Raw genomic sequence first — 18,831 nt, forward strand, 5'->3', positions numbered from 1 at the left:
AAATTCAAGACGACGGATTAACCGAACCATTTAAATGATATTTATGTTCCAGTTTTAGTAGTTAGGGTTTTCTACTAAATTAACCACCAGCTTTTTTTACCTTGTAACCGTCCTTTTGAAGAATAGCCATTATCTTATCTCGCACGTCGCCCTGGATCATAATTTCACCATCTTTTACAGATCCACCGACACCGCATTTAGTTTTTAGCATTTTACCTAAAACCTCCAGATCTTCTGTTTTGCCTTTAAAACCGGTGACAAGCGTTACTGCCTTTCCTCCCCTATTTTTCTTATCGAGCATTACGCGTAAATCTTGCTGGTTATTTGGTGAGGTTACTGTATCATCTACTTCCTCTTCATATTCGAATTCCGGATTTGTAGAATACATGATTCCACCAAGATCACTCAGGCTATTTTTTTTTGGTTTCATTATACAAAGGTAGAAAGTAATGGAAATTTTGTAAAACTAAGGAACTATAACTTTTAAAGAAAGTGGGTTTATACTCACTTCAATATCGGCGTTCATTTGTAGGGGTTCGCCATCAACATGAACTGGCCCGGCGTGTTCTCTTGTAATTTTGATGTTCTTTCCGCGTATAATCTCGATCATATCAGAAGTTTCTGCCGTACCTTTTAGCATGATGTAGCTTAACATGGGTAGTTTTAATATAGAAAAAGGCTTAATAATGCAAACATCGAGCAAACCATCTTTTACTGATGCATTGGGCGATATGTAAACATCGTTACCATATTGCGAAGAATTTGCGATACTAACTGCAAATGCTTTTCTGCTATATTTCTTGCCATCAATATCAATTAAATATTGTTCTGGCTTGTAGTTGAAAACCTCTTGAAACCCCAGTTTAACATATCCGGCAAGGCCACGTTTTTTATCTCGTGAGAAAGCCGAGCTCAAATGTGCATCAAAACCCATCCCTGCTAAATTAAAGAAACATTTGTTATTGAATTCAGCAGTATCGATTTTATCTACTTTAAATGCATTAATTGCCAGTATTGCGTGGCGCAGGTTTTTAGGAATATTTAAAAAGCGAGCCAATCCATTTCCAGAACCAAGCGGCAGAACGCCCAATGTGATGTTATGTTTTAGAACTTTGGTGGCCACTTCATTAATGGTACCATCGCCCCCAGCAGCAACAATCACGTCGAAATTTTTGGATGCGGCCTCATCTGCCAGTTCCGAAGCATGACCTACATATTCTGTGAATACGAAATTTGCATTAAACTTTTCTTTATCAAGATACTTATCGATAAAATCAGGAATACGCAGCTTTCCCTTTCCACCAGAAATAGGGTTAATGATGAAAAGTATATTGTTCTTTGTGTGCAAAGTGTAAGAATGAGCGTACAAAATAATCTATAATTTTTGAAATAAAGAAAATATGCTAATTTTGCAGGCATTAAAAGTGGATTGATTTGCTATCCCGATCGTCGGGACCGGATTGCAACCACTTAAAAAAATTGCTAATGCCTCCTTCCAATCATAACAAACCTGTTTTCAAGGGGTTTTGGCAATTATTAATTTTGTTTATTTTTCACTAATAATATTTAATAAATGTCGTATTTATTTACATCAGAATCTGTATCTGAAGGTCATCCAGATAAAATTGCCGATCAAATTTCGGATGCACTAATTGATAATTTCTTAGCATTCGACGCAGAATCTAAAGTAGCTTGTGAAACTTTAGTAACTACCGGGCAAGTAATTTTAGCTGGAGAGGTAAAATCAAAAACCTATTTAGATGTTCAACAGATTGCCCGTGATGTGATCAAAAAAATTGGTTATACAAAAAGCGAATACATGTTCGAAGCGAATTCATGCGGTATTCTATCTGCCATTCACGAACAATCGCAAGATATTAACCAAGGGGTAGACAGAAGTAGTAAAGAAGAGCAGGGCGCTGGCGACCAGGGAATGATGTTTGGTTATGCTACAAACGAAACTGAAAATTATATGCCATTGGCGCTTGATTTGTCTCACGCTTTATTGAGAGAATTAGCCAATTTAAGAAGAGAGAATTCAGAAATCAGCTACTTACGCCCAGATGCAAAATCGCAGGTAACTTTAGAATATTCTGACGATAACCAACCTCAGCGCATCGACGCCATTGTGATTTCTACACAGCATGACGATTTTGTTAAGCCTAACTCTGAATCCAAAGCTGATAAAGACGCTGCCAACGAAGAAATGTTGACCAAAATTAAAAGTGATTTGGTTTCCATTTTAATTCCGCGAATCAAAGCTAAATATCCTCAATACGCTCATTTATTTAATGATGATATCACTTACCACATCAATCCGACTGGAGTGTTTGTAATTGGCGGTCCACACGGTGATACAGGGTTAACTGGCCGAAAAATTATTGTAGATACTTATGGTGGTAAAGGTGCTCACGGTGGTGGCGCTTTTTCTGGCAAAGACCCAAGTAAGGTAGATAGAAGTGCTGCTTATGCTACACGTCATATTGCAAAAAATCTTGTTGCTGCTGGTTTATGCGATGAAGTGTTGGTTCAGGTTTCTTACGCTATCGGTGTTGCAAAACCGACTTCAATTAACGTAGTAACTTACGGAACTGCAAAAGTTGGCCTAACTGATGGCGAAATAAGCAAGAAAGTAGAAGAAATTTTTGATATGCGTCCTTATTTCATTGAGCAACGTTTGAAATTAAGAAACCCGATTTATAGCGAAACAGCTGCTTATGGGCACATGGGCAGAACTCCAGAAACTGTAAGTAAAACTTTTAAAAACCCTTACGGTGAAGAAAAAACCGTTAGTGTTGAACTGTTTACCTGGGAGAAATTGGATTATGTAGATCAGGTTAAAACTGCATTTGGAATCTAATTCGACAGAAATATAAAAAAAGCTTCCCGTAATCATCAACGGGAAGCTTTTTTGCTTTGAGGCTTACTATAAACCTTTCGATTTTAAAAAATCTGCTTCTTGTTTTAATATATTTTTATCGTCGATACTGTAAGACTTAATATCAGCAATCTTCATTTCGTCAATTGCATCAACAAAATCTTGAAATTTAGCAGTTTTAGTTGGCTTGATAATCACAATCATGTATTTTGATGCATCATCTCCATGCACTTTGGCCACTTTAAATTTATTCGCCACTATTTCTTTCTGAAGATCATCAATAGAAGAAATTGTCATGATTGATGCTTCAGCTGTGCCCAGATAACTTACTGCCTGATTGTTTTTCCCAAGTAAAACCGTCATCGTTCGTGAAGCAGGATAATCCATTGTACAGCCAGCACACTCATCCGGTTTGGCTACATCTGCAGCATTCAATGTACCCAACGACGTGGTTAACATAAAAAATGTGGTTAGCAAAAACATGAGATCGACCATTGCAGTTAAATCGACTCTCGGTGCTGCTTTTTTGGCTCTTCCTTTAGCAGGCTTGCCATTTGTTGTTTCGTTTAAAGTTGCCATAAGTTTAGGTTTTTAATGATGATGACAACCGGATAAAGATTACATAAAAAAAGCGATTAAAAATTAATCGCTTTAAAGAACTGGTGAAGCGTATTACTTAACTGCTTCAATTACACCACAACCCACTCTCGGTCCGGAATTACCTGTAGGCTGTGTTTTATAATCGTCTGTTCCTCCGTGAACAATAATACCTCTTCCTATAATATTTTTAACATCGCCATCTTGCACACTCCAACGATCTGTAGTGATCGAAATCTTTGCTTCTCCTTTCGAATCCAATTTTATATTGCCTATATCACCACTATGGAATGCACCTGAATCCCACTTGCCGTGGTTTTCCTTGGTTGGATTCCAGTGCCCGTGAGTATTCTCTCCCATATCTCCACAATCTCCATGCTCATGAAAATGCACCGCAACGTTACTATCTGCTCTTGAAGCAAATTTCAACTCTAAATCCATTTTAATTTTCCCATCACTTAACCCGTAAAAGGTAGCGGTGCCAATGCTTTTTGACGGATCTGCAGTTTCGGCTAGGTTTGCTGTAGCAAGTTTGCTTTCTTTCTGACCACAAGCACTCAATAATGCGATACTAGCAATCGCTAATCCTAAGAAATATTTTTTCATCCTTTTAAATTTAGTTTTATATGAAACAGATTGGCAATCATTTGGTTTGATTAAAAAACTGAACACATTAAAACCATTTAAGAAGCCACATGTTTAAGAAGTATAAAATCATATAATTATGGAACGGCCAATTGCAATGAATACTTTGAGTCAAATTTTAGAAAAGTTGAGGCTGAAAGGAAAAGATAACGAGTTAAAGATGTCTGATCATGGTAAAATGCAAAGCAAATCGCTTGGCAGGATTTATAAACCAGAAGATCTGACAATAGTAAAAACTTATAGATTTGAGGGAGACTCCGATCCAGGAGACAATTCAGTACTTTATTTATTAGAAGATAAGGATAAAAATATAGGATACATTTTAGATGCTTATGGTACCTATTCCGATAATTCAGGCCCAGGTTTTGATGATTTTCTTAAGAAAATTCCCACTGAAAACAGGGATGAGCAAGAGTTGTTAAGCTAAAAAGCTATTTTAAATTACTTGACTAGGCACGAATGATATCATTCGTGCCTTTTTATTAATATGCTTTAAGCATGATGTAATTTCTCTTTCTATAATATGTATTTTTGCCGCTTATTTATCATTTCTGATGAAAAGCAAATTTATCATTCCGCCGATTCCTGCAGTTTTATTGGCCATAATTAGTGTACAATGTGGTGCGGCGATAGCAAAAGGACTTTTTCCGGAAATCGGAGCTGCTGCAACTGCTTCACTGAGAATAGGTCTATCTGCCATTATTTTACTTGTTGCTTTTCGTCCAAAACTGAGTGAGCTGAATGCTAAGCAATGGAAATATGTAATTTTATATGGCCTTTCTCTTGGTGCAATGAATATGGTATTTTACTTTGCTATAGAGCGCATTCCAATTGGCCTTGGCGTAACACTAGAGTTTGTTGGCCCACTAGTTTTAGCAATATTTAGCTCCAAAAAAGCTGTCGATTTTATCTGGGTCATTTTAGCGGCAGTGGGGATTGCCCTGATTGCACCTTGGACTGATAAAGGATTAGATTTAATCGGTGTATTACTTGCGCTACTTGCAGGCGCTTTCTGGGCGGCCTATATTTTATTAGGCGGTAGAATTTCAAAGATAATGAAAGGTGGTGAAGCCGTAGCCGTAGGCATGTTATTCGCAACTATTCTTATCCTGCCATTTGGGTTTGCGGGAGGAGGCCTAAATCACGTCAACCCTAAATTATTGGCGCTGGGCGCTGCGCTTGCTTTACTTTCAAGCGCTATACCTTTTACACTCGAAATTACTGCACTAAAGCACTTACCTCCAAGAACTTTTAGTATTCTTATGAGTTTGGAGCCAGCAATGGCTTCGCTTGCAGCTTTTGTCTTTCTACAAGAATACCTAACGGTGGTAGAATGTGCAGCAGTTGCCTGCGTTGTTATCGCTTCAGCAGGGTCTTCACTTACCGCAAAAAAAACGGCGGAAATATAAATTACCCTACGAGCGTAATGCAAATTAACATTCATACACTTAACAAAGTCGATAAATGTGGAGTGATTTGCGTATGCTAAGTAGCCTAAGTTTACTCTTGTAAATATAAGATTTGCTATAAAATTTAAACTTTTTCTATCAGGGTGTGTCTATTATGTATGGTTAATACACAAGAAGCATATCATTTTATTACGATGCCTCTGATTATGGGTATCGTATTATTCATTTTCGGAACCGCATTATTTATCATTGCGATTAAACGTAAGTATCAAAGAAAACAAGTTGCAGGCCTGGCAGAATTTACCTGTTCGGATAGAATGGTTAATACTAAAAAAATGGAAAAAGCGATTCGATATATCGCTTTGGTTTTACTACTATCTGGCTTTATTATTATTACTTACGAAGCTTTAAGAATGGAAAGCTCGCCTTCGAATCAAACCGACACGGCTATAAATCTCTCATAATTAAAGTCGCATCAACGTCATCATTAAGCTTGAAGTCGTTTTTGCTCTCAAATTATCGTATCTTAAAGAAGATCCTAAAAATGGGAACTCAAATAACTAATTTTAAACTAAAAATTTTCAAATTTGGCATTAAAAAAAGCAGGATTTTACAGGGGGCCACGCTTGCCCTTCAGAAAAAAAGAAGCAGAACATAAAATTAACCAATACATTACTTCGCCTGAAGTAAGGTTAACAGGAGATAATGTTGAAACAAACATTTATCCATTGGAAACAGCTTTAGCATTAGCTAAAGAGCAGGATCTAGATCTGGTTGAAATATCACCTAACGCCAGTCCGCCAGTTTGCCGCATTATTGATTACAGCAAGTTTCTTTACGAACAAAAGAAAAAGCAAAAAGAAATCAAGGCCAAAGCAAAACAAACCATTATAAAAGATATCAGATTCGGTCCTAATACAGATGACCATGATTTTCAGTTTAAACTGAAGCATGCCATTTCATTTCTAGAAAGCGGCGAAAAGGTTAGGGCCTTTGTTCATTTTAAAGGTCGATCTATTGTTTATAAAGATCAAGGTGAAATATTATTACTAAAATTTGCACAGGGTCTTGAAGATGTTGGAAAGGTAGAATTGCTACCGAAACTGGAGGGCAAAAGAATGTTTTTAACACTGGCTCCAAAAGCCGGCAAGAAATAGAGCGTTCGCTCTTCTTTACAATAGCTTGGAAACGAGAAAGCCTTAACTTTTTCAAGTTAAGGCTTTTTTTGCGGAATGGACGGGACTCGAACCCGTCCCCAATCTTTTTGGGGATGACAGGCAGGCATTCTAACCAGCTGAACTACCCAAAATCTTCAACAGTTCATTTTTCGGAGAGTTAATAAGCTGATTGATTTGAAGGTGACTATATTTTTTCAGACCTCTTTCTCGAATCAATGCCTCTCGTTTTGAGGGCATTTCCTCCAGATAGACAAAACGCCAAGGAGTTTTTAAGCTAGTGTATTTTGATTCTCCATTATTATGCGCTATGATTCTGGAATTGGGATTTTCAGTAAATCCTTTATAAAAAGAATTATCTTTCAAGCTTTGGATAATGTAAATATAGAAAGCCATAGAGCATATTGGTGTGAAACAAAAAAGCCTCAACGTTTTCAAGTTAAGGCTTCTGTTGCGGAATGGACGGGACTCGAACCCGTCCCCAATCTTTTTGGGGATGACAGGCAGGCATTCTAACCAGCTGAACTACCCAAAATCTTCAACAGTTCATTTTTCGGAGAGTTAATAAGCTGATTGATTTGAAGGTGACTATATTTTTTCAGACCTCTTTCTCGAATCAATGCCTCTCGTTTTGAGGGCATTTCCTCCAGATAGACAAAATGCCAAGGAGTTTTTGAGCTGGTGTATTTTGATTCTCCATTATTATGCGCTATGATTCTGGAATTGGGATTTTCAGTAGATCCTTTATAAAAAGAATTATCTTTCAAGCTTCGGATAATGTAAATATAGAAAGCCATAGGAGCATATGGGTGTGGAAACAAAAAAGCCTTAACTTTTTCAAATTAAGGCTTTTTTTGCGGAATGGACGGGACTCGAACCCGTCCCCAATCTTTTTGGGGATGACAGGCAGGCATTCTAACCAGCTGAACTACCCAAAATCTTCAACAGTTCATTTTTTGGAGAGTTAATAAGTTGATTGATTTGAAGGTGACTATATTTTTTCAGACCTCTTTCTCGAATCAATGCCTCTCGTTTTGACGGCATTTCCTCCAGATAGACAAAATGCCAAGGAGTTTTTGAGCTGGTGTATTTTGATTCTCTATTATTGTGCGCTATGATTCTAGACTTGGGATTTTCAGTGAATCCTCTATAAAAAGATTTATCTTTCAAGCTTTGGATAATGTAAATATAGAAAGCCATAGGAGCATATTGGTGTGGAAACAAAAAAGCCTTAACTTTTTAAGTTAAGGCTTTTTTTGCGGAATGGACGGGACTCGAACCCGTCCCCAATCTTATTGGGGATGACAGGCAGGCATTCTAACCAGCTGAACTACCCAAAATCTTCAACAGTTCATTTTTCGGAGAGTTAATAAGCTGATTGATTTGAAGGTGACTATATTTTTTCAGACCTCTTTCTCGAATCAATGCCTCTCGTTTTGAGGGCATTTCCTCCAGATAGACAAAATGCCAAGGAGTTTTTGAGCTGGTGTATTTTGATTCTCTATTATTGTGCGCTATGATTCTAGACTTGGGATTTTCAGTGAATCCTCTATAAAAAGATTTATCTTTCAAGCTTTGGATAATGTAAATATAGAAAGCCATAGGAGCATATTGGTGTGGAAACAAAAAAGCCTTAACTTTTTAAGTTAAGGCTTTTTTTGCGGAATGGACGGGACTCGAACCCGTCCCCAATCTTATGGGGATGACAGGCAGGCATTCTAACCAGCTGAACTACCCAAAATCTTCAACAGTTCATTTTTTGGAGAGTTAATAAGTTGATTGATTTGAAGGTGACTATATTTTTTCAGACCTCTTTCTCGAATCAATGCCTCTCGTTTTGACGGCATTTCCTCCAGATAGACAAAATGCCAAGGAGTTTTTGAGCTGGTGTATTTTGATTCTCTATTATTGTGCGCTATGATTCTAGACTTGGGATTTTCAGTGAATCCTCTATAAAAAGATTTATCTTTCAAGCTTTGGATAATGTAAATATAGAAAGCCATAGGAGCATATTGGTGTGGAAACAAAAAAGCCTTAACTTTTTAAGTTAAGGCTTTTTTTGCGGAATGGACGGGACTCGAACCCGTCCCCAATCTTATTGGGGATGACAGGCAGGCATTCTAACCAGCTTAACTACCCAAAATCTTCAACAGTTCATTTTTCGGAGAGTTAATAAGCTGATTGATTTGAAGGTGACTATATTTTTTCAGACCTCTTTCTCGAATCAATGCCTCTCGTTTTGACGGCATTTCCTCCAGATAGACAAAATGCCAAGGAGTTTTTGAGCTGGTGTATTTTGATTCTCTATTATTGTGCGCTATGATTCTAGACTTGGGATTTTCAGTGAATCCTCTATAAAAAGATTTATCTTTCAAGCTTTGGATAATGTAAATATAGAAAGCCATAGGAGCATATTGGTGTGGAAACAAAAAAGCCTTAACTTTTTAAGTTAAGGCTTTTTTTGCGGAATGGACGGGACTCGAACCCGTCCCCAATCTTATGGGGATGACAGGCAGGCATTCTAACCAGCTGAACTACCCAAAATCTCCAACAGTTCATTTTTCGGAGAGTTAATAAGTTGACTGATTTGAATGTGACTATATTTTTTCAGACTTGTTTCTCGAATCAATGCCGCTCGTTTTGAGGGCATTTCCTCCAGATAGACAAAACGCCAAGGAGTTTTTAAGCTGGTGTATTTTGATTCTCCATTATTATGCGCTATGATTCTGGAATTAGGGTTTTCAGTAAATCCTTTATAAAAAGAATTATCTTTCAAGCTTTGGATAGTGTGAATATAGAAAGCCATAGAGCATAGTGGTGTAAAACAAAAAAGCCTCAACTTTTTCAAGTTAAGGCTTTTGCTGCGGAATGGACGGGACTCGAACCCGCGACCTCCTGCGTGACAGGCAGGCATTCTAACCAGCTGAACTACCACTCCTTTTGTCCCTCTTTAAAGTTAGAACCTCTTTCCCTTGCGGGAATGCAAATATAGGCACTATATTTACTTAATCGTTATTTTAAACGAAATTTTGCAAGTCAAATCTGTAACCTACTGAATTTCATTTGATATATTTTCATTTTCTTCATTCAGAACCACATTATTCCTCTGCAAGAGGAATTCTTAATAATTAGTTTAATGCTAATTCAGTGACTTAATCCTTTTATAATATTCTATTTGCCTGTCTAAAAACTGCTGAATAATATTGTAGCCATTTTCTCTGGCAAAAAAAGCATCCGCTATCGTTAGCGTAAATTCTTTTTCGTATTTATTTTCAGTCTTTCCAGCTGAAACTGGAATAGTCTTATTCATTTCATTTAAAAATGCGAATACAAGCTTATCATTAACCACAGCGCCCCACATAAATATGTTCGCTGCAGTTCTTTCCGGATTATCGTATATAAAAAGATCAATACCAATAGGTTGATCTGAAATAGATGAAATTTCTATAAAATTCTCTTTCAAATGTCTATTTGGTATAATCAACCTAGCAACTTTATTATAGTAATCTACGATACCGATCAAATTTTTATAATTAAATGCCAAAAATGTCTTTCTGTTTGTTTGTAAATTAAAATACTTAGCAATGTTTTCTCCTTGCTTAAAATTGTAAATGTTGGCTGTTAAATAATATACTGGTATTTGCTCGAATCTTAATTTTTGTAACTCTAAGCTATTACGAAAAACAACGGACATTCGTTTTTGTGCCAAAGGATTTTTATTTGCCTGAAGAAGACTCTTTTTAATCTCTTTTATTGTTTCATCTTTATTTTCGAACAAGGATTTTAACTTATCGCTATTTCTATCTAAGGGGCTATTAATGTCAGGAATAAAATGAGGCTTCAAATTAGCTTCATCAAACGCGATGGCCTTATACGAATTAATATATTCTTTACTGTATGACAGCTCCCTAACCCGAGTAACAACGGAATCTACTGTTACAGAATTTCTGTCATGAGCTTTATTGAGTAATCTATCACCCGTATTTTTCTCTTGTGCATAAACAAAGCGAATATTGGTCAGGATAATTGCTAAAAACAATACTTCTTTCAACTTTTTCATATTAATAAGTTATACAACTTACGAATTTCTTATGAAATCAGCCATTGGCAAATTAATACAATTACTCGCATTGTCTTGCGAAATAATAATTTGGTGTTTCCAGAAACAAAAAAGCCTCAACTTTTTCAAGTTAAGGCTTTTGTCGCGGAATGGACGGGACTCGAACCCGTCCCCAATCTTTTTGGGGATGACAGGCAGGCATTCTAACCAGCTGAACTACCCAAAATCTTCAACAGTTCATTTTTCGGAGAGTTAATAAGTTGATTGATTTGAAGGTGACTATATTTTTTCAGACCTCTTTCTCGAATCAATGCCTCTCGTTTTGAGGGCATTTCCTCCAGATAGACAAAATGCCAAGGAGTTTTTGAGCTGGTGTATTTTGATTCTCTATTATTGTGCGCTATGATTCTAGACTTGGGATTTTCAGTGAATCCTCTATAAAAAGATTTATCTTTCAAGCTTTGGATAATGTAAATATAGAAAGCCATAGGAGCATATTGGTGTGGAAACAAAAAAGCCTTAACTTTTTAAGTTAAGGCTTTTTTGCGGAATGGACGGGACTCGAACCCGTCCCCAATCTTATGGGGATGACAGGCAGGCATTCTAACCAGCTGAACTACCCAAAATCTCCAACAATTCATTTTTCGGAGAGTTAATAAGTTGATTGATTTGAATGTGACTATATTTTTTCAGACTTGTTTCTCGAATCAATGCCGCTCGTTTTGAGGGCATTTCCTCCAGATAGACAAAACGCCAAGGAGTTTTTAAGCTGGTGTATTTTGATTCTCTATTATTGTGCGCTATGATTCTGGAATTAGGGTTTTCAGTAAATCCTTTATAAAAAGAATTATCTTTCAAGCTTTGGATAGTGTGAATATAGAAAGCCATAGAGCATAGTGGTGTAAAACAAAAAAGCCTCAACTTTTTCAAGTTAAGGCTTTTGCTGCGGAATGGACGGGACTCGAACCCGCGACCTCCTGCGTGACAGGCAGGCATTCTAACCAGCTGAACTACCACTCCTTTTGTTCTTCTTTAAAGCTAGAACCTCTTTCCTCTTTCGAGGTTGCAAATATAGAGACTATATCTTTATTTGCAAATTTTATTTCAAAATAATTTTAATCGCCTAGTTTCCAGCACCTTCCTGCATTTTCTCAGCATTTTCAGCAAACTGTAACGCATCGATAATTTCTTGAATATCTCCATCCATAATGGTCGGTAGATTATACATGGTTAAGCCAATACGGTGTTCGGTTACACGTCCCTGAGGGTAGTTATAAGTTCTGATCTTGGCAGAACGGTCTCCTGTAGACACCATCGTTTTACGTTTAGCAGCAATATCACCGTTCTTTTTCTGCAATTCAATGTCGTACAACTTACTACGCAACATCTCCATCGCAATCACCCGGTTACCCAACTGAGAACGCTCTTGCTGGCAAACCACCACAATGCCCGAAGGCTTGTGCGTTAACTGCACTTTGGTTTCTACTTTGTTTACATTTTGTCCACCAGCACCACCCGAACGAGAAGTCTGCAACTCAATATCAGCTGGATTAATGTAAAGATCAATTTCTTCAGCCTCTGGCAAAACAGCTACCGAAGCGGCTGAAGTATGCACACGTCCCTGCGTTTCAGTATCTGGCACACGTTGAACGCGGTGTACACCACTCTCATACTTTAGCTGACCATACACATCATCACCGCTCACTTTCAAAATCACCTCTTTATAACCGCCAGCGGTTCCTTCAGTTACATCAACCGTTTCTACTTTCCATCCTTTAGTTTCAAAAAAGCGGGTATACATGCGGTATAAATCACCAGCAAATAAAGCTGCCTCATCGCCACCAGTTCCGCCACGAATTTCAAAAACTGCATTTTTAGCATCTTCCGGATCTTTAGGAATCAACATCAAACGGATATTACTTTCCATTTCTTCCTGTTGTTTCAACAACAAATCGAGCTCCTCTTTGGCCATTTCCCGCATTTCAGGGTCTTTTTCAACCGCTAAAATTTCCTTATTGGCATCAATATTACTCATCACGTTTTTGTAGATTTTATACTCATCTACAATTTTGCCCAAGTCTTTATATTCTTTATTTAAAGCCGCAAAACGTTTCATATCCTGAATCACATCTGGATTACTCAACGATTCTTCTACATCTTCCCAACGTAGTTTTATGGCCTCTAACTTATCTAACATAGTATTATTCGAATTGAAATGCTCCTGATTTGGTGTTAGCCAAAAATTTAGGAAATGCAAAAATAAGCAAAAAAGCTGAATTTGTTTGGAACAGGCTGATACAGTTTTTAAAGGATTTGGAAATGAATGGTTCTGAAAATATGGCGGTCAGCAGTCCCGCTAACGTTTCAAGCACCGAGAAAATCGGTGGCTTTACACTTATATCAGGTTTAGAAACGAAGGTAATCACCTTTTTAAACTTTACGTTTCTAAAATAGCAGCAGGGACCTGATTAATTAAACGGGATTGAAATGGCAGCTCCCGATTTCCTTCTAATCGGGACTATAATGAAAAGCCCGACGGACGCTGTAGATTCTACAGATTTTGCTTTCCAAAACTTAAAAAATCTTTCTGATCAGCAATATAAACGAGACTGTAAATTTTATCTGTAGTATTCTAGTTTTAATTCTGCCCCGTCGAAAACTGCGTAAGAATTGTAAGTGAGCCACTCACCAAGATTTATATAGCGGCTTCCATTACCCAAACTAATATTTAAAGGCAAATGCCTATGCCCGAAAATAAAATAATCGAAGTGCTCTTTTTGTAATTGCTCTTTGGCGTAAATGGCCAGCCATTCCTCATCTTCACCTAAAAAAACCTCCTTTTCGGTCTGAGCCGCCCTACTTCCCTGGCTCCAGGCGTTTGCAATGCCAATTCCAAAGTTAGGATGTAAACGAGCGAATAACCACTGGCAAAGTTTACTTCTAAATATTTTACGCAAGAATTTATATTTATGATCGCCTGGCCCTAACCCATCGCCATGATGGAGGTAAAACTTTTTACCATTGCGTTCAATAATTTTCTCATCGCCAATAATTTCCATGCCAATTTCCTGGCTAAAATAATCGCGAACCCACATATCATGGTTGCCTTTAAAAAAGTAGATTTTAATTCCAGCATCGGCCATTGTGGCCAACTTACCTTGCAAACGAATAAATCCCTTTGGGATAACTTTTGCATATTCGAACCAGAAATCGAAAATGTCGCCCATTAAAAACAATTCGCTGCAGGTTGGCTCAATAAAATTTAGCCAATTTACAATACGATTCTCACGGGCACGGCTTTCGCTGTAACTCGGCGTACCTAAATGAAAGTCAGAAGCGAAATAAATGTTCTTGCTCATGTAAGGCTTCAAAGGTAGTGGAAAAAGTCCGAAGGAAAAAGTTTGGAGTCCTTAGTCGGGAGTCCAAAGTCCGAATGCAAAAAACCACATAAGAGAAAAAAATCTTTGTCATCCAAGCATCTGTGCAATCATCCCGAGGGAAAAACATTTAACAGTAAATAAATCCGTTTCGAGATGAAAAAGCAATTTGTATTTGGCTACTTTGCAGTGGTCCTGTTAGCTTGCAAGGCTAAAAAAAAAAATGATTTCAATGAAATATCCCGCAACAAAAAAAGACAGCATAGTTGATCATTATTTCGGAACCGAAGTTGCCGACCCCTACCGTTGGCTGGAGGATGATACATCAGCTGAAACTGCAGCATGGGTAAGCGCTGAAAATAAAGTGACGCAACAATATTTATCTCAAATTCTTTACCGCGATGAGATTAAAAAGAAGCTAACCGAAATATGGAATTACCCTAAAGAAGGAGCTCTGTTTAAAGTTGGCGAGTATTACTTTTCCACCAAAAACAACGGGCTTCAAAACCAAAGTATCTGGTATATTAAAAAAGGTTTCGACGGAGAAGAGGAAGTCTTTTTAGACCCAAATAAGTTAACTGCTGATGGTACCGCAGCTGTTTCTCTAATCGGTTTTTCTCATAACAAACAATATGTTGCTTATTCCGTTGCTCAGGCTGGATCTGATTGGAGCAATATTTACGTCAGAGAAGTTGCTTCAAAAAAGGAATTAGCAGACGAGCTGAAATGGACAAAATTTTCTGGTGCGGCCTGGAAAGGTGATGGTTTCTATTACAGTAAATTCGATAAGCCTGAAAAGGGTACGGATTTATCTGCCGCCAATAAATTTCAAAAAATCTACTATCACAAATTAGGCGATTCACAAGAGGATGATCAACTTGTTTTCGAAGATGCAACCAATCCCAACCTATATTTTGGAGCTGTTGTTACAGAAGATGAGCGCTTCTTAATTATTTATGCAAGTGCCGGAACATCTGGTAATGCTTTATATTATCAAGATTTGACGATACCTAACGGCAGAATTTCTCTTTTGGTTGAAGGTTATGAAAACAACCACAGTATTGTAGCCAATGTTGGCGACAAGCTTTTATTGAATACTGATCTGGATGCAGAAAATAAACGCGTAGTGCTCGTAGATCCGGAAAACAGTGCTCCAGCCCATTGGGAAACCATCATTCCGGAATCAAACCTGGCGCTGGAAGGCGTAGATACGGGAGGTGGCTTTTTGTGGGCTTCGTACCTCAAAGATGCCAGTACAAATTTCGTTCAATATAATTTAGCCGGAAAAAAAATCAGGGAAGTAGACTTGCCGGACATTGGTACCGCCACCGGTTTCGGCGCTTACAAGGAGGATAAAGAATTCTTTTATACCTTCTCAAATTTCACTACGCCTGGCACTATCTATCGCTATGATATCGCAAAAGCAACTTCCTCACTATACAAAAAACCTGACCTAAAGTTTAACACTGACAACTATGAAACTAAACAAGTATTTTATTCTTCAAAAGATGGAACTAAAGTGCCGATGTTCATCGTTCATAAAAAAGGAATTGAACTAGATGGCAACAATCCAGTTTTCCTTTATGCTTATGGCGGATTTCAGGTAAGCTTAACACCAGGGTTTAGTTTATCAAGAATGCTATTCCTGGAAAAGGGCGGTATTTACGTTCAGCCGAGTTTACGAGGTGGAAGCGAATATGGCGAAGCCTGGCACAAAGGCGGGATGCTGGAGAAGAAACAAAATGTTTTTGACGATTTTATTGCGGCAGCCGAATTTTTGATCAAACAAAACTATACCAATGCATCTAAAATCGCTATTTCGGGCGGATCGAACGGCGGACTCTTAGTAGGTGCTTGCATGACCCAAAGACCAGAACTTTTTAAAGTTGCATTACCTGCAGTTGGCGTGTTGGATATGTTACGCTATCATAAATTTACTGTCGGTTGGGGTTGGGTAGTTGAATACGGCAGCAGCGATAAAAAAGAAGATTTTGATTATCTGATCAAATATTCGCCATTACATAATATTAAGGCTGGCGTAAAGTATCCGGCAACATTGATTACAACTGCCGATCATGATGACCGTGTGGTACCTGCACATTCATTTAAGTTTGCAGCTACGCTTCAGGAAAAATATCAAGGAGAGAATCCAATATTGATCAGGGTAGATACCAATGCTGGCCACGGAGCAGGGAAACCGACTACAAAAATTATTGAGGAGGCAGCTGATGTTTGGAGTTTTGTATTTCAGAACCTTGGAATGGAGTGGTGAGGATCTCTTAAGCTGATCAGCACATCTTAAAGCTGTTTAGGTTATTTAAGTTCTTGATATAAGCATGGGAAAACCAGAAATAAACTCAGTGCCTAAACACCCTGTTTTTAATTTTATCCTCACCTTATCATAAGGGCTTATATTTTTAAGGCCGACATATAAATAGAAAAATCCTGAGGTTTCAACAGTGCCCAAACCACCTATTGTTATATGGAAAGTTCTCGTTTTACCCACACCCTTGATGAACCGATTTACAATAGTTGTTTCGAAATTCCTACTTTCTTTTGTGTAGAGTTGATTAATCAAAAGTAGAATAACATCCGATAGCCAAAATTTCGAGACGTAAATTAATAAGGCAAGGATCCCCATACCGGCGAAAATAGTTCTCAAAAGGCTATCATCTTTAAAGAGATACCGGAAGTTAACAAGGTATAAAATTACTACGGGCAAAAGCAGGATGTAATTTAAATAACTTACCCAACCTCTAAATTTCGGCTTACTCAATACAGCACTAACATTAAAAACGAGAGCGGAAAGCAAAGGCAAAAGCATTAGCCAATTCCACGGATGATGCTCCAGGTAAATATAGGCACCTAAACCTACAGGCATAAACGCAGTAGGAAGTTGCCATGTTTCACTATAAACGATAAAGGTTATCGCCCAAACCACAAACAGCAGTCCTAAAATTGGCAGAAGAATTCCCAAGTCCATCGCTATTGAAGATACCATTTTTGGCTAACATATAAATTAATCTCAAAATATAAAAATTAGTAAAATCTATTAAATCTATAGACCAATTATAATTCGCTTTGAAGGGGCTAAAACTTTTATCTTTTTAATTTAATCACTTCAAAGCATATAAAATACTGAATAAGATAAGATTACAGAATTATCTAGAATATTTCTAAATAGGGAAATTGATAAAAGTTTATTTTGTAACTTTGCATCAAATTTTTTTTGAATGATCTCTACTGATATAGCCGTAATTGGCGCTGGTCCGGTTGGTTTATTTGCCATTTTTGAAGCCGGTTTATTAAAAATGCGTTGCCATTTAATTGATTACCTGCCTCAGGTTGGTGGTCAGCTTTCTGAAATTTACCCAAAGAAACCAATTTACGATATTCCAGGTTATCCTTCGGTATTGGCGCAAGAGCTTATTGATAATTTAATGGAGCAGGCAAAGCCTTTTCATCCAACTTTCACCTTGGGTGAACGTATTGAAGGATTGGAAAAACGTGGCGAAGCTGATTTCGTTTTAACCACGAACATGGGAACCGTTATCGAAGCTAAAGTGGTGGTTATTGCTGGCGGATTAGGTTGTTTTGAGCCACGTAAACCTGCTGTTGAAAACCTTGTAAATTTCGAAAACGGTAAAGGTGTTAACTATATGATTCTTGATCCGGAAAAATACCGTGATCAGAAAATGGTTATTGCTGGCGGTGGCGACTCTGCTTTGGACTGGACGATTTACCTTGCTGAAGTTTGTTCTGAATTAACGTTGGTGCATAGAAGTGAGAGCTTCCGTGGTGCTCCGGATTCTGTTGCTAAAGTAATGGCATTGGCAGAAAGCGGGAAAATTAACTTGATTTTAAACAGTAATTTACAAGCTGTTCATGGATCAGATAAGTTGGAGCAAGTAGAAATTGTACAGAATCGTACCATGGAAAAAACGGTTGTAGAAGCAGATCATTTGATTCCTTTGTTTGGTTTAAGTCCAAAATTAGGCCCAATTGAAGCCTGGAATTTAAACATCAGCAAAAGTGCTATTGAGGTTAATACCGACGATTATTCTACAAACATTCCCGGTATTTATGCCATTGGCGATATCAATACTTACGCTAATAAGTTAAAGTTGATACTTTGTGGTTTCCACGAGGCCGCTTTGATGAGTCATAGTGCTTATTCGTACATGAACCCCGGGGTAAAATACACGATGAAATATACCACCGTAAACGGCGTTTCAGAATTTTAGGCTTTGCGTTAATATTGTTTCAATAAAAAACTATTTTAAGTAAGTTTGCGCTAATAAGCGAGCAGAAAAATGGAAAACAACATTACGATATACATGCAAGAACCGGATGGTTCTGTTACCCCTCACGAGGCACCAACCGATATGGGCTTGAGTTTGATGGAATTTTTAAAAGCATCAGAATACGATATTTTAGCTACCTGTGGCGGGATGGCTTTGTGTGCCACTTGTTGCGTTGATGTGTTAGAAGGCGAAGAGAAATTAAACGAAATGAGTGATGATGAATATGCAATGTTGGATACCTTGCCTGATTTGTTACCCAACTCTCGTTTAGCTTGCCAGCTACAGTTAAACAATAATATGGATGGCCTAAAAGTGAAATTACACGGAGTAAGTTAATTTTATAAAATAGATAAAAGTAAAGGGCGATGTTTTTCAACATCGCCCTT

Annotated in this window: 25 protein-coding genes and 2 tRNA genes; 8 read left to right on the forward strand and 19 right to left on the reverse strand. The window is 37.7% G+C overall.

Annotation, left to right across the window (positions count from 1 at the left end; translation table 11 throughout):
• Positions 1–79: 79 nt before the first annotated feature.
• Both ACZZZK_RS12425 and ACZZZK_RS12430 read right to left on the reverse strand, forming a co-directional pair.
• Complete coding sequence (locus ACZZZK_RS12425; protein ID WP_463484413.1) at positions 80–430, reverse strand: translation initiation factor; 351 nt, start codon at positions 428–430, stop codon at positions 80–82.
• Positions 431–466: 36 nt separating this feature from the next.
• On the reverse strand, positions 467–1,369 hold the full coding sequence (locus ACZZZK_RS12430; protein WP_463484414.1) for a diacylglycerol/lipid kinase family protein: 903 nt from the start codon (positions 1,367–1,369) through the stop codon (positions 467–469).
• Between the two features lie 204 nt (positions 1,370–1,573).
• Here ACZZZK_RS12430 and metK point away from each other — a divergent pair, with 204 nt between their 5' ends.
• Positions 1,574–2,860 (forward strand): methionine adenosyltransferase, encoded by a 1,287-nt coding sequence (gene metK, locus ACZZZK_RS12435; RefSeq protein ID WP_463484415.1) that lies wholly within the window; start codon positions 1,574–1,576, stop codon positions 2,858–2,860.
• A gap of 66 nt (positions 2,861–2,926) precedes the next feature.
• Here the strand turns inward: metK and ACZZZK_RS12440 are convergent, their stop codons facing one another.
• On the reverse strand, positions 2,927–3,457 hold the full coding sequence (locus tag ACZZZK_RS12440; protein WP_463484416.1) for an ExbD/TolR family protein: 531 nt from the start codon (positions 3,455–3,457) through the stop codon (positions 2,927–2,929).
• 93 nt (positions 3,458–3,550) lie between these two features.
• Complete coding sequence (locus tag ACZZZK_RS12445; RefSeq protein ID WP_463484417.1) at positions 3,551–4,081, reverse strand: superoxide dismutase family protein; 531 nt, start codon at positions 4,079–4,081, stop codon at positions 3,551–3,553.
• 118 nt (positions 4,082–4,199) lie between these two features.
• Between ACZZZK_RS12445 and ACZZZK_RS12450 the strand changes: the two genes are divergently transcribed.
• The 4 genes from ACZZZK_RS12450 to infC all read left to right on the forward strand — a co-directional run bounded on the left by ACZZZK_RS12450 (position 4,200) and on the right by infC (position 6,686).
• Complete coding sequence (locus ACZZZK_RS12450) at positions 4,200–4,547, forward strand: hypothetical protein (RefSeq protein ID WP_463484418.1); 348 nt, start codon at positions 4,200–4,202, stop codon at positions 4,545–4,547.
• Between the two features lie 127 nt (positions 4,548–4,674).
• Positions 4,675–5,529 (forward strand): EamA family transporter, encoded by an 855-nt coding sequence (locus ACZZZK_RS12455; RefSeq protein ID WP_463484419.1) that lies wholly within the window; start codon positions 4,675–4,677, stop codon positions 5,527–5,529.
• 158 nt (positions 5,530–5,687) lie between these two features.
• A complete protein-coding gene (locus tag ACZZZK_RS12460) occupies positions 5,688–5,993 on the forward strand; it encodes a hypothetical protein (protein WP_463484420.1) in 306 nt (101 codons plus the stop codon).
• A gap of 123 nt (positions 5,994–6,116) precedes the next feature.
• The gene (infC, locus tag ACZZZK_RS12465) at positions 6,117–6,686 is read left to right on the forward strand and encodes a translation initiation factor IF-3 (RefSeq protein ID WP_463484421.1); all 570 of its coding nucleotides are present in this window, start codon (positions 6,117–6,119) and stop codon (positions 6,684–6,686) included.
• Positions 6,687–6,815: 129 nt separating this feature from the next.
• Here the strand turns inward: infC and ACZZZK_RS12470 are convergent, their stop codons facing one another.
• The 14 genes from ACZZZK_RS12470 to ACZZZK_RS12535 all read right to left on the reverse strand — a co-directional run bounded on the left by ACZZZK_RS12470 (position 6,816) and on the right by ACZZZK_RS12535 (position 14,123).
• Positions 6,816–7,100: a GIY-YIG nuclease family protein gene (locus ACZZZK_RS12470; protein WP_463484422.1), complete on the reverse strand. Its 285-nt coding sequence runs from the start codon at positions 7,098–7,100 to the stop codon at positions 6,816–6,818.
• Between the two features lie 116 nt (positions 7,101–7,216).
• Complete coding sequence (locus ACZZZK_RS12475; protein WP_463484423.1) at positions 7,217–7,501, reverse strand: GIY-YIG nuclease family protein; 285 nt, start codon at positions 7,499–7,501, stop codon at positions 7,217–7,219.
• Between the two features lie 118 nt (positions 7,502–7,619).
• Positions 7,620–7,904 carry a GIY-YIG nuclease family protein gene (locus ACZZZK_RS12480; protein ID WP_463484424.1) on the reverse strand — a complete coding sequence of 95 codons (285 nt, stop codon included), beginning with the start codon at positions 7,902–7,904 and terminating at the stop codon, positions 7,620–7,622.
• A 117-nt stretch (positions 7,905–8,021) separates the two neighbouring features.
• On the reverse strand, positions 8,022–8,306 hold the full coding sequence (locus ACZZZK_RS12485; protein ID WP_463484424.1) for a GIY-YIG nuclease family protein: 285 nt from the start codon (positions 8,304–8,306) through the stop codon (positions 8,022–8,024).
• Between the two features lie 116 nt (positions 8,307–8,422).
• Positions 8,423–8,707 carry a GIY-YIG nuclease family protein gene (locus tag ACZZZK_RS12490; protein ID WP_463484424.1) on the reverse strand — a complete coding sequence of 95 codons (285 nt, stop codon included), beginning with the start codon at positions 8,705–8,707 and terminating at the stop codon, positions 8,423–8,425.
• Positions 8,708–8,833: 126 nt separating this feature from the next.
• Positions 8,834–9,109 carry a GIY-YIG nuclease family protein gene (locus ACZZZK_RS12495; protein ID WP_463484425.1) on the reverse strand — a complete coding sequence of 92 codons (276 nt, stop codon included), beginning with the start codon at positions 9,107–9,109 and terminating at the stop codon, positions 8,834–8,836.
• A gap of 116 nt (positions 9,110–9,225) precedes the next feature.
• Complete coding sequence (locus ACZZZK_RS12500) at positions 9,226–9,510, reverse strand: GIY-YIG nuclease family protein (RefSeq protein ID WP_463484426.1); 285 nt, start codon at positions 9,508–9,510, stop codon at positions 9,226–9,228.
• A 58-nt stretch (positions 9,511–9,568) separates the two neighbouring features.
• Positions 9,569–9,642 (reverse strand) — tRNA-Asp (locus ACZZZK_RS12505).
• A gap of 201 nt (positions 9,643–9,843) precedes the next feature.
• Positions 9,844–10,764 (reverse strand): hypothetical protein, encoded by a 921-nt coding sequence (locus ACZZZK_RS12510; RefSeq protein ID WP_463484427.1) that lies wholly within the window; start codon positions 10,762–10,764, stop codon positions 9,844–9,846.
• A 203-nt stretch (positions 10,765–10,967) separates the two neighbouring features.
• Complete coding sequence (locus ACZZZK_RS12515) at positions 10,968–11,252, reverse strand: GIY-YIG nuclease family protein (RefSeq protein WP_463484424.1); 285 nt, start codon at positions 11,250–11,252, stop codon at positions 10,968–10,970.
• Between the two features lie 115 nt (positions 11,253–11,367).
• Positions 11,368–11,652 (reverse strand): GIY-YIG nuclease family protein, encoded by a 285-nt coding sequence (locus ACZZZK_RS12520; protein ID WP_463484428.1) that lies wholly within the window; start codon positions 11,650–11,652, stop codon positions 11,368–11,370.
• 58 nt (positions 11,653–11,710) lie between these two features.
• A tRNA-Asp gene (locus tag ACZZZK_RS12525) sits at positions 11,711–11,784 on the reverse strand.
• A gap of 103 nt (positions 11,785–11,887) precedes the next feature.
• Positions 11,888–12,961 (reverse strand): peptide chain release factor 1, encoded by a 1,074-nt coding sequence (gene prfA / locus ACZZZK_RS12530; protein WP_056850900.1) that lies wholly within the window; start codon positions 12,959–12,961, stop codon positions 11,888–11,890.
• A gap of 421 nt (positions 12,962–13,382) precedes the next feature.
• A complete protein-coding gene (locus tag ACZZZK_RS12535; protein WP_463484429.1) occupies positions 13,383–14,123 on the reverse strand; it encodes a UDP-2,3-diacylglucosamine diphosphatase in 741 nt (246 codons plus the stop codon).
• 250 nt (positions 14,124–14,373) lie between these two features.
• Here ACZZZK_RS12535 and ACZZZK_RS12540 point away from each other — a divergent pair, with 250 nt between their 5' ends.
• Positions 14,374–16,413: a prolyl oligopeptidase family serine peptidase gene (locus ACZZZK_RS12540; protein ID WP_463484430.1), complete on the forward strand. Its 2,040-nt coding sequence runs from the start codon at positions 14,374–14,376 to the stop codon at positions 16,411–16,413.
• 45 nt (positions 16,414–16,458) lie between these two features.
• Here ACZZZK_RS12540 and ACZZZK_RS12545 read toward each other — a convergent pair whose 3' ends face one another.
• A complete protein-coding gene (locus tag ACZZZK_RS12545) occupies positions 16,459–17,142 on the reverse strand; it encodes a hypothetical protein (RefSeq protein ID WP_463484431.1) in 684 nt (227 codons plus the stop codon).
• Between the two features lie 232 nt (positions 17,143–17,374).
• Between ACZZZK_RS12545 and ACZZZK_RS12550 the strand changes: the two genes are divergently transcribed.
• On the forward strand, positions 17,375–18,385 hold the full coding sequence (locus tag ACZZZK_RS12550) for an NAD(P)/FAD-dependent oxidoreductase (RefSeq protein WP_463484432.1): 1,011 nt from the start codon (positions 17,375–17,377) through the stop codon (positions 18,383–18,385).
• Between the two features lie 69 nt (positions 18,386–18,454).
• Positions 18,455–18,781: a 2Fe-2S iron-sulfur cluster-binding protein gene (locus ACZZZK_RS12555; protein WP_056850742.1), complete on the forward strand. Its 327-nt coding sequence runs from the start codon at positions 18,455–18,457 to the stop codon at positions 18,779–18,781.
• Positions 18,782–18,831 lie beyond the last annotated feature (50 nt).

This window comes from Pedobacter sp. AC163 (genome assembly GCF_979258665.1).

Excerpts from the sequence above, each read along its gene's own strand:
- ACZZZK_RS12495 (WP_463484425.1), bottom strand. The coding sequence starts at position 9,109 with ATGGCTTTCTATATTTACATTATCCAAAGCTTGAAAGATAAATCTTTT.
- ACZZZK_RS12555 (WP_056850742.1), top strand. The coding sequence starts at position 18,455 with ATGGAAAACAACATTACGATATACATGCAAGAACCGGATGGTTCTGTT.
- ACZZZK_RS12500 (WP_463484426.1), bottom strand. The coding sequence starts at position 9,510 with ATGGCTTTCTATATTCACACTATCCAAAGCTTGAAAGATAATTCTTTT.
- ACZZZK_RS12445 (WP_463484417.1), bottom strand. The coding sequence starts at position 4,081 with ATGAAAAAATATTTCTTAGGATTAGCGATTGCTAGTATCGCATTATTG.
- ACZZZK_RS12535 (WP_463484429.1), bottom strand. The coding sequence starts at position 14,123 with ATGAGCAAGAACATTTATTTCGCTTCTGACTTTCATTTAGGTACGCCG.
- ACZZZK_RS12540 (WP_463484430.1), top strand. The coding sequence starts at position 14,374 with ATGAAATATCCCGCAACAAAAAAAGACAGCATAGTTGATCATTATTTC.
- prfA (WP_056850900.1), bottom strand. The coding sequence starts at position 12,961 with ATGTTAGATAAGTTAGAGGCCATAAAACTACGTTGGGAAGATGTAGAA.
- ACZZZK_RS12425 (WP_463484413.1), bottom strand. The coding sequence starts at position 430 with ATGAAACCAAAAAAAAATAGCCTGAGTGATCTTGGTGGAATCATGTAT.
- ACZZZK_RS12475 (WP_463484423.1), bottom strand. The coding sequence starts at position 7,501 with ATGGCTTTCTATATTTACATTATCCGAAGCTTGAAAGATAATTCTTTT.
- ACZZZK_RS12485 (WP_463484424.1), bottom strand. The coding sequence starts at position 8,306 with ATGGCTTTCTATATTTACATTATCCAAAGCTTGAAAGATAAATCTTTT.
- ACZZZK_RS12515 (WP_463484424.1), bottom strand. The coding sequence starts at position 11,252 with ATGGCTTTCTATATTTACATTATCCAAAGCTTGAAAGATAAATCTTTT.
- ACZZZK_RS12460 (WP_463484420.1), top strand. The coding sequence starts at position 5,688 with ATGGTTAATACACAAGAAGCATATCATTTTATTACGATGCCTCTGATT.
- ACZZZK_RS12510 (WP_463484427.1), bottom strand. The coding sequence starts at position 10,764 with ATGAAAAAGTTGAAAGAAGTATTGTTTTTAGCAATTATCCTGACCAAT.
- ACZZZK_RS12455 (WP_463484419.1), top strand. The coding sequence starts at position 4,675 with ATGAAAAGCAAATTTATCATTCCGCCGATTCCTGCAGTTTTATTGGCC.
- ACZZZK_RS12520 (WP_463484428.1), bottom strand. The coding sequence starts at position 11,652 with ATGGCTTTCTATATTCACACTATCCAAAGCTTGAAAGATAATTCTTTT.
- ACZZZK_RS12545 (WP_463484431.1), bottom strand. The coding sequence starts at position 17,142 with ATGGTATCTTCAATAGCGATGGACTTGGGAATTCTTCTGCCAATTTTA.
- metK (WP_463484415.1), top strand. The coding sequence starts at position 1,574 with ATGTCGTATTTATTTACATCAGAATCTGTATCTGAAGGTCATCCAGAT.
- ACZZZK_RS12550 (WP_463484432.1), top strand. The coding sequence starts at position 17,375 with ATGATCTCTACTGATATAGCCGTAATTGGCGCTGGTCCGGTTGGTTTA.
- ACZZZK_RS12440 (WP_463484416.1), bottom strand. The coding sequence starts at position 3,457 with ATGGCAACTTTAAACGAAACAACAAATGGCAAGCCTGCTAAAGGAAGA.
- ACZZZK_RS12450 (WP_463484418.1), top strand. The coding sequence starts at position 4,200 with ATGGAACGGCCAATTGCAATGAATACTTTGAGTCAAATTTTAGAAAAG.
- ACZZZK_RS12470 (WP_463484422.1), bottom strand. The coding sequence starts at position 7,100 with ATGGCTTTCTATATTTACATTATCCAAAGCTTGAAAGATAATTCTTTT.
- ACZZZK_RS12480 (WP_463484424.1), bottom strand. The coding sequence starts at position 7,904 with ATGGCTTTCTATATTTACATTATCCAAAGCTTGAAAGATAAATCTTTT.
- ACZZZK_RS12490 (WP_463484424.1), bottom strand. The coding sequence starts at position 8,707 with ATGGCTTTCTATATTTACATTATCCAAAGCTTGAAAGATAAATCTTTT.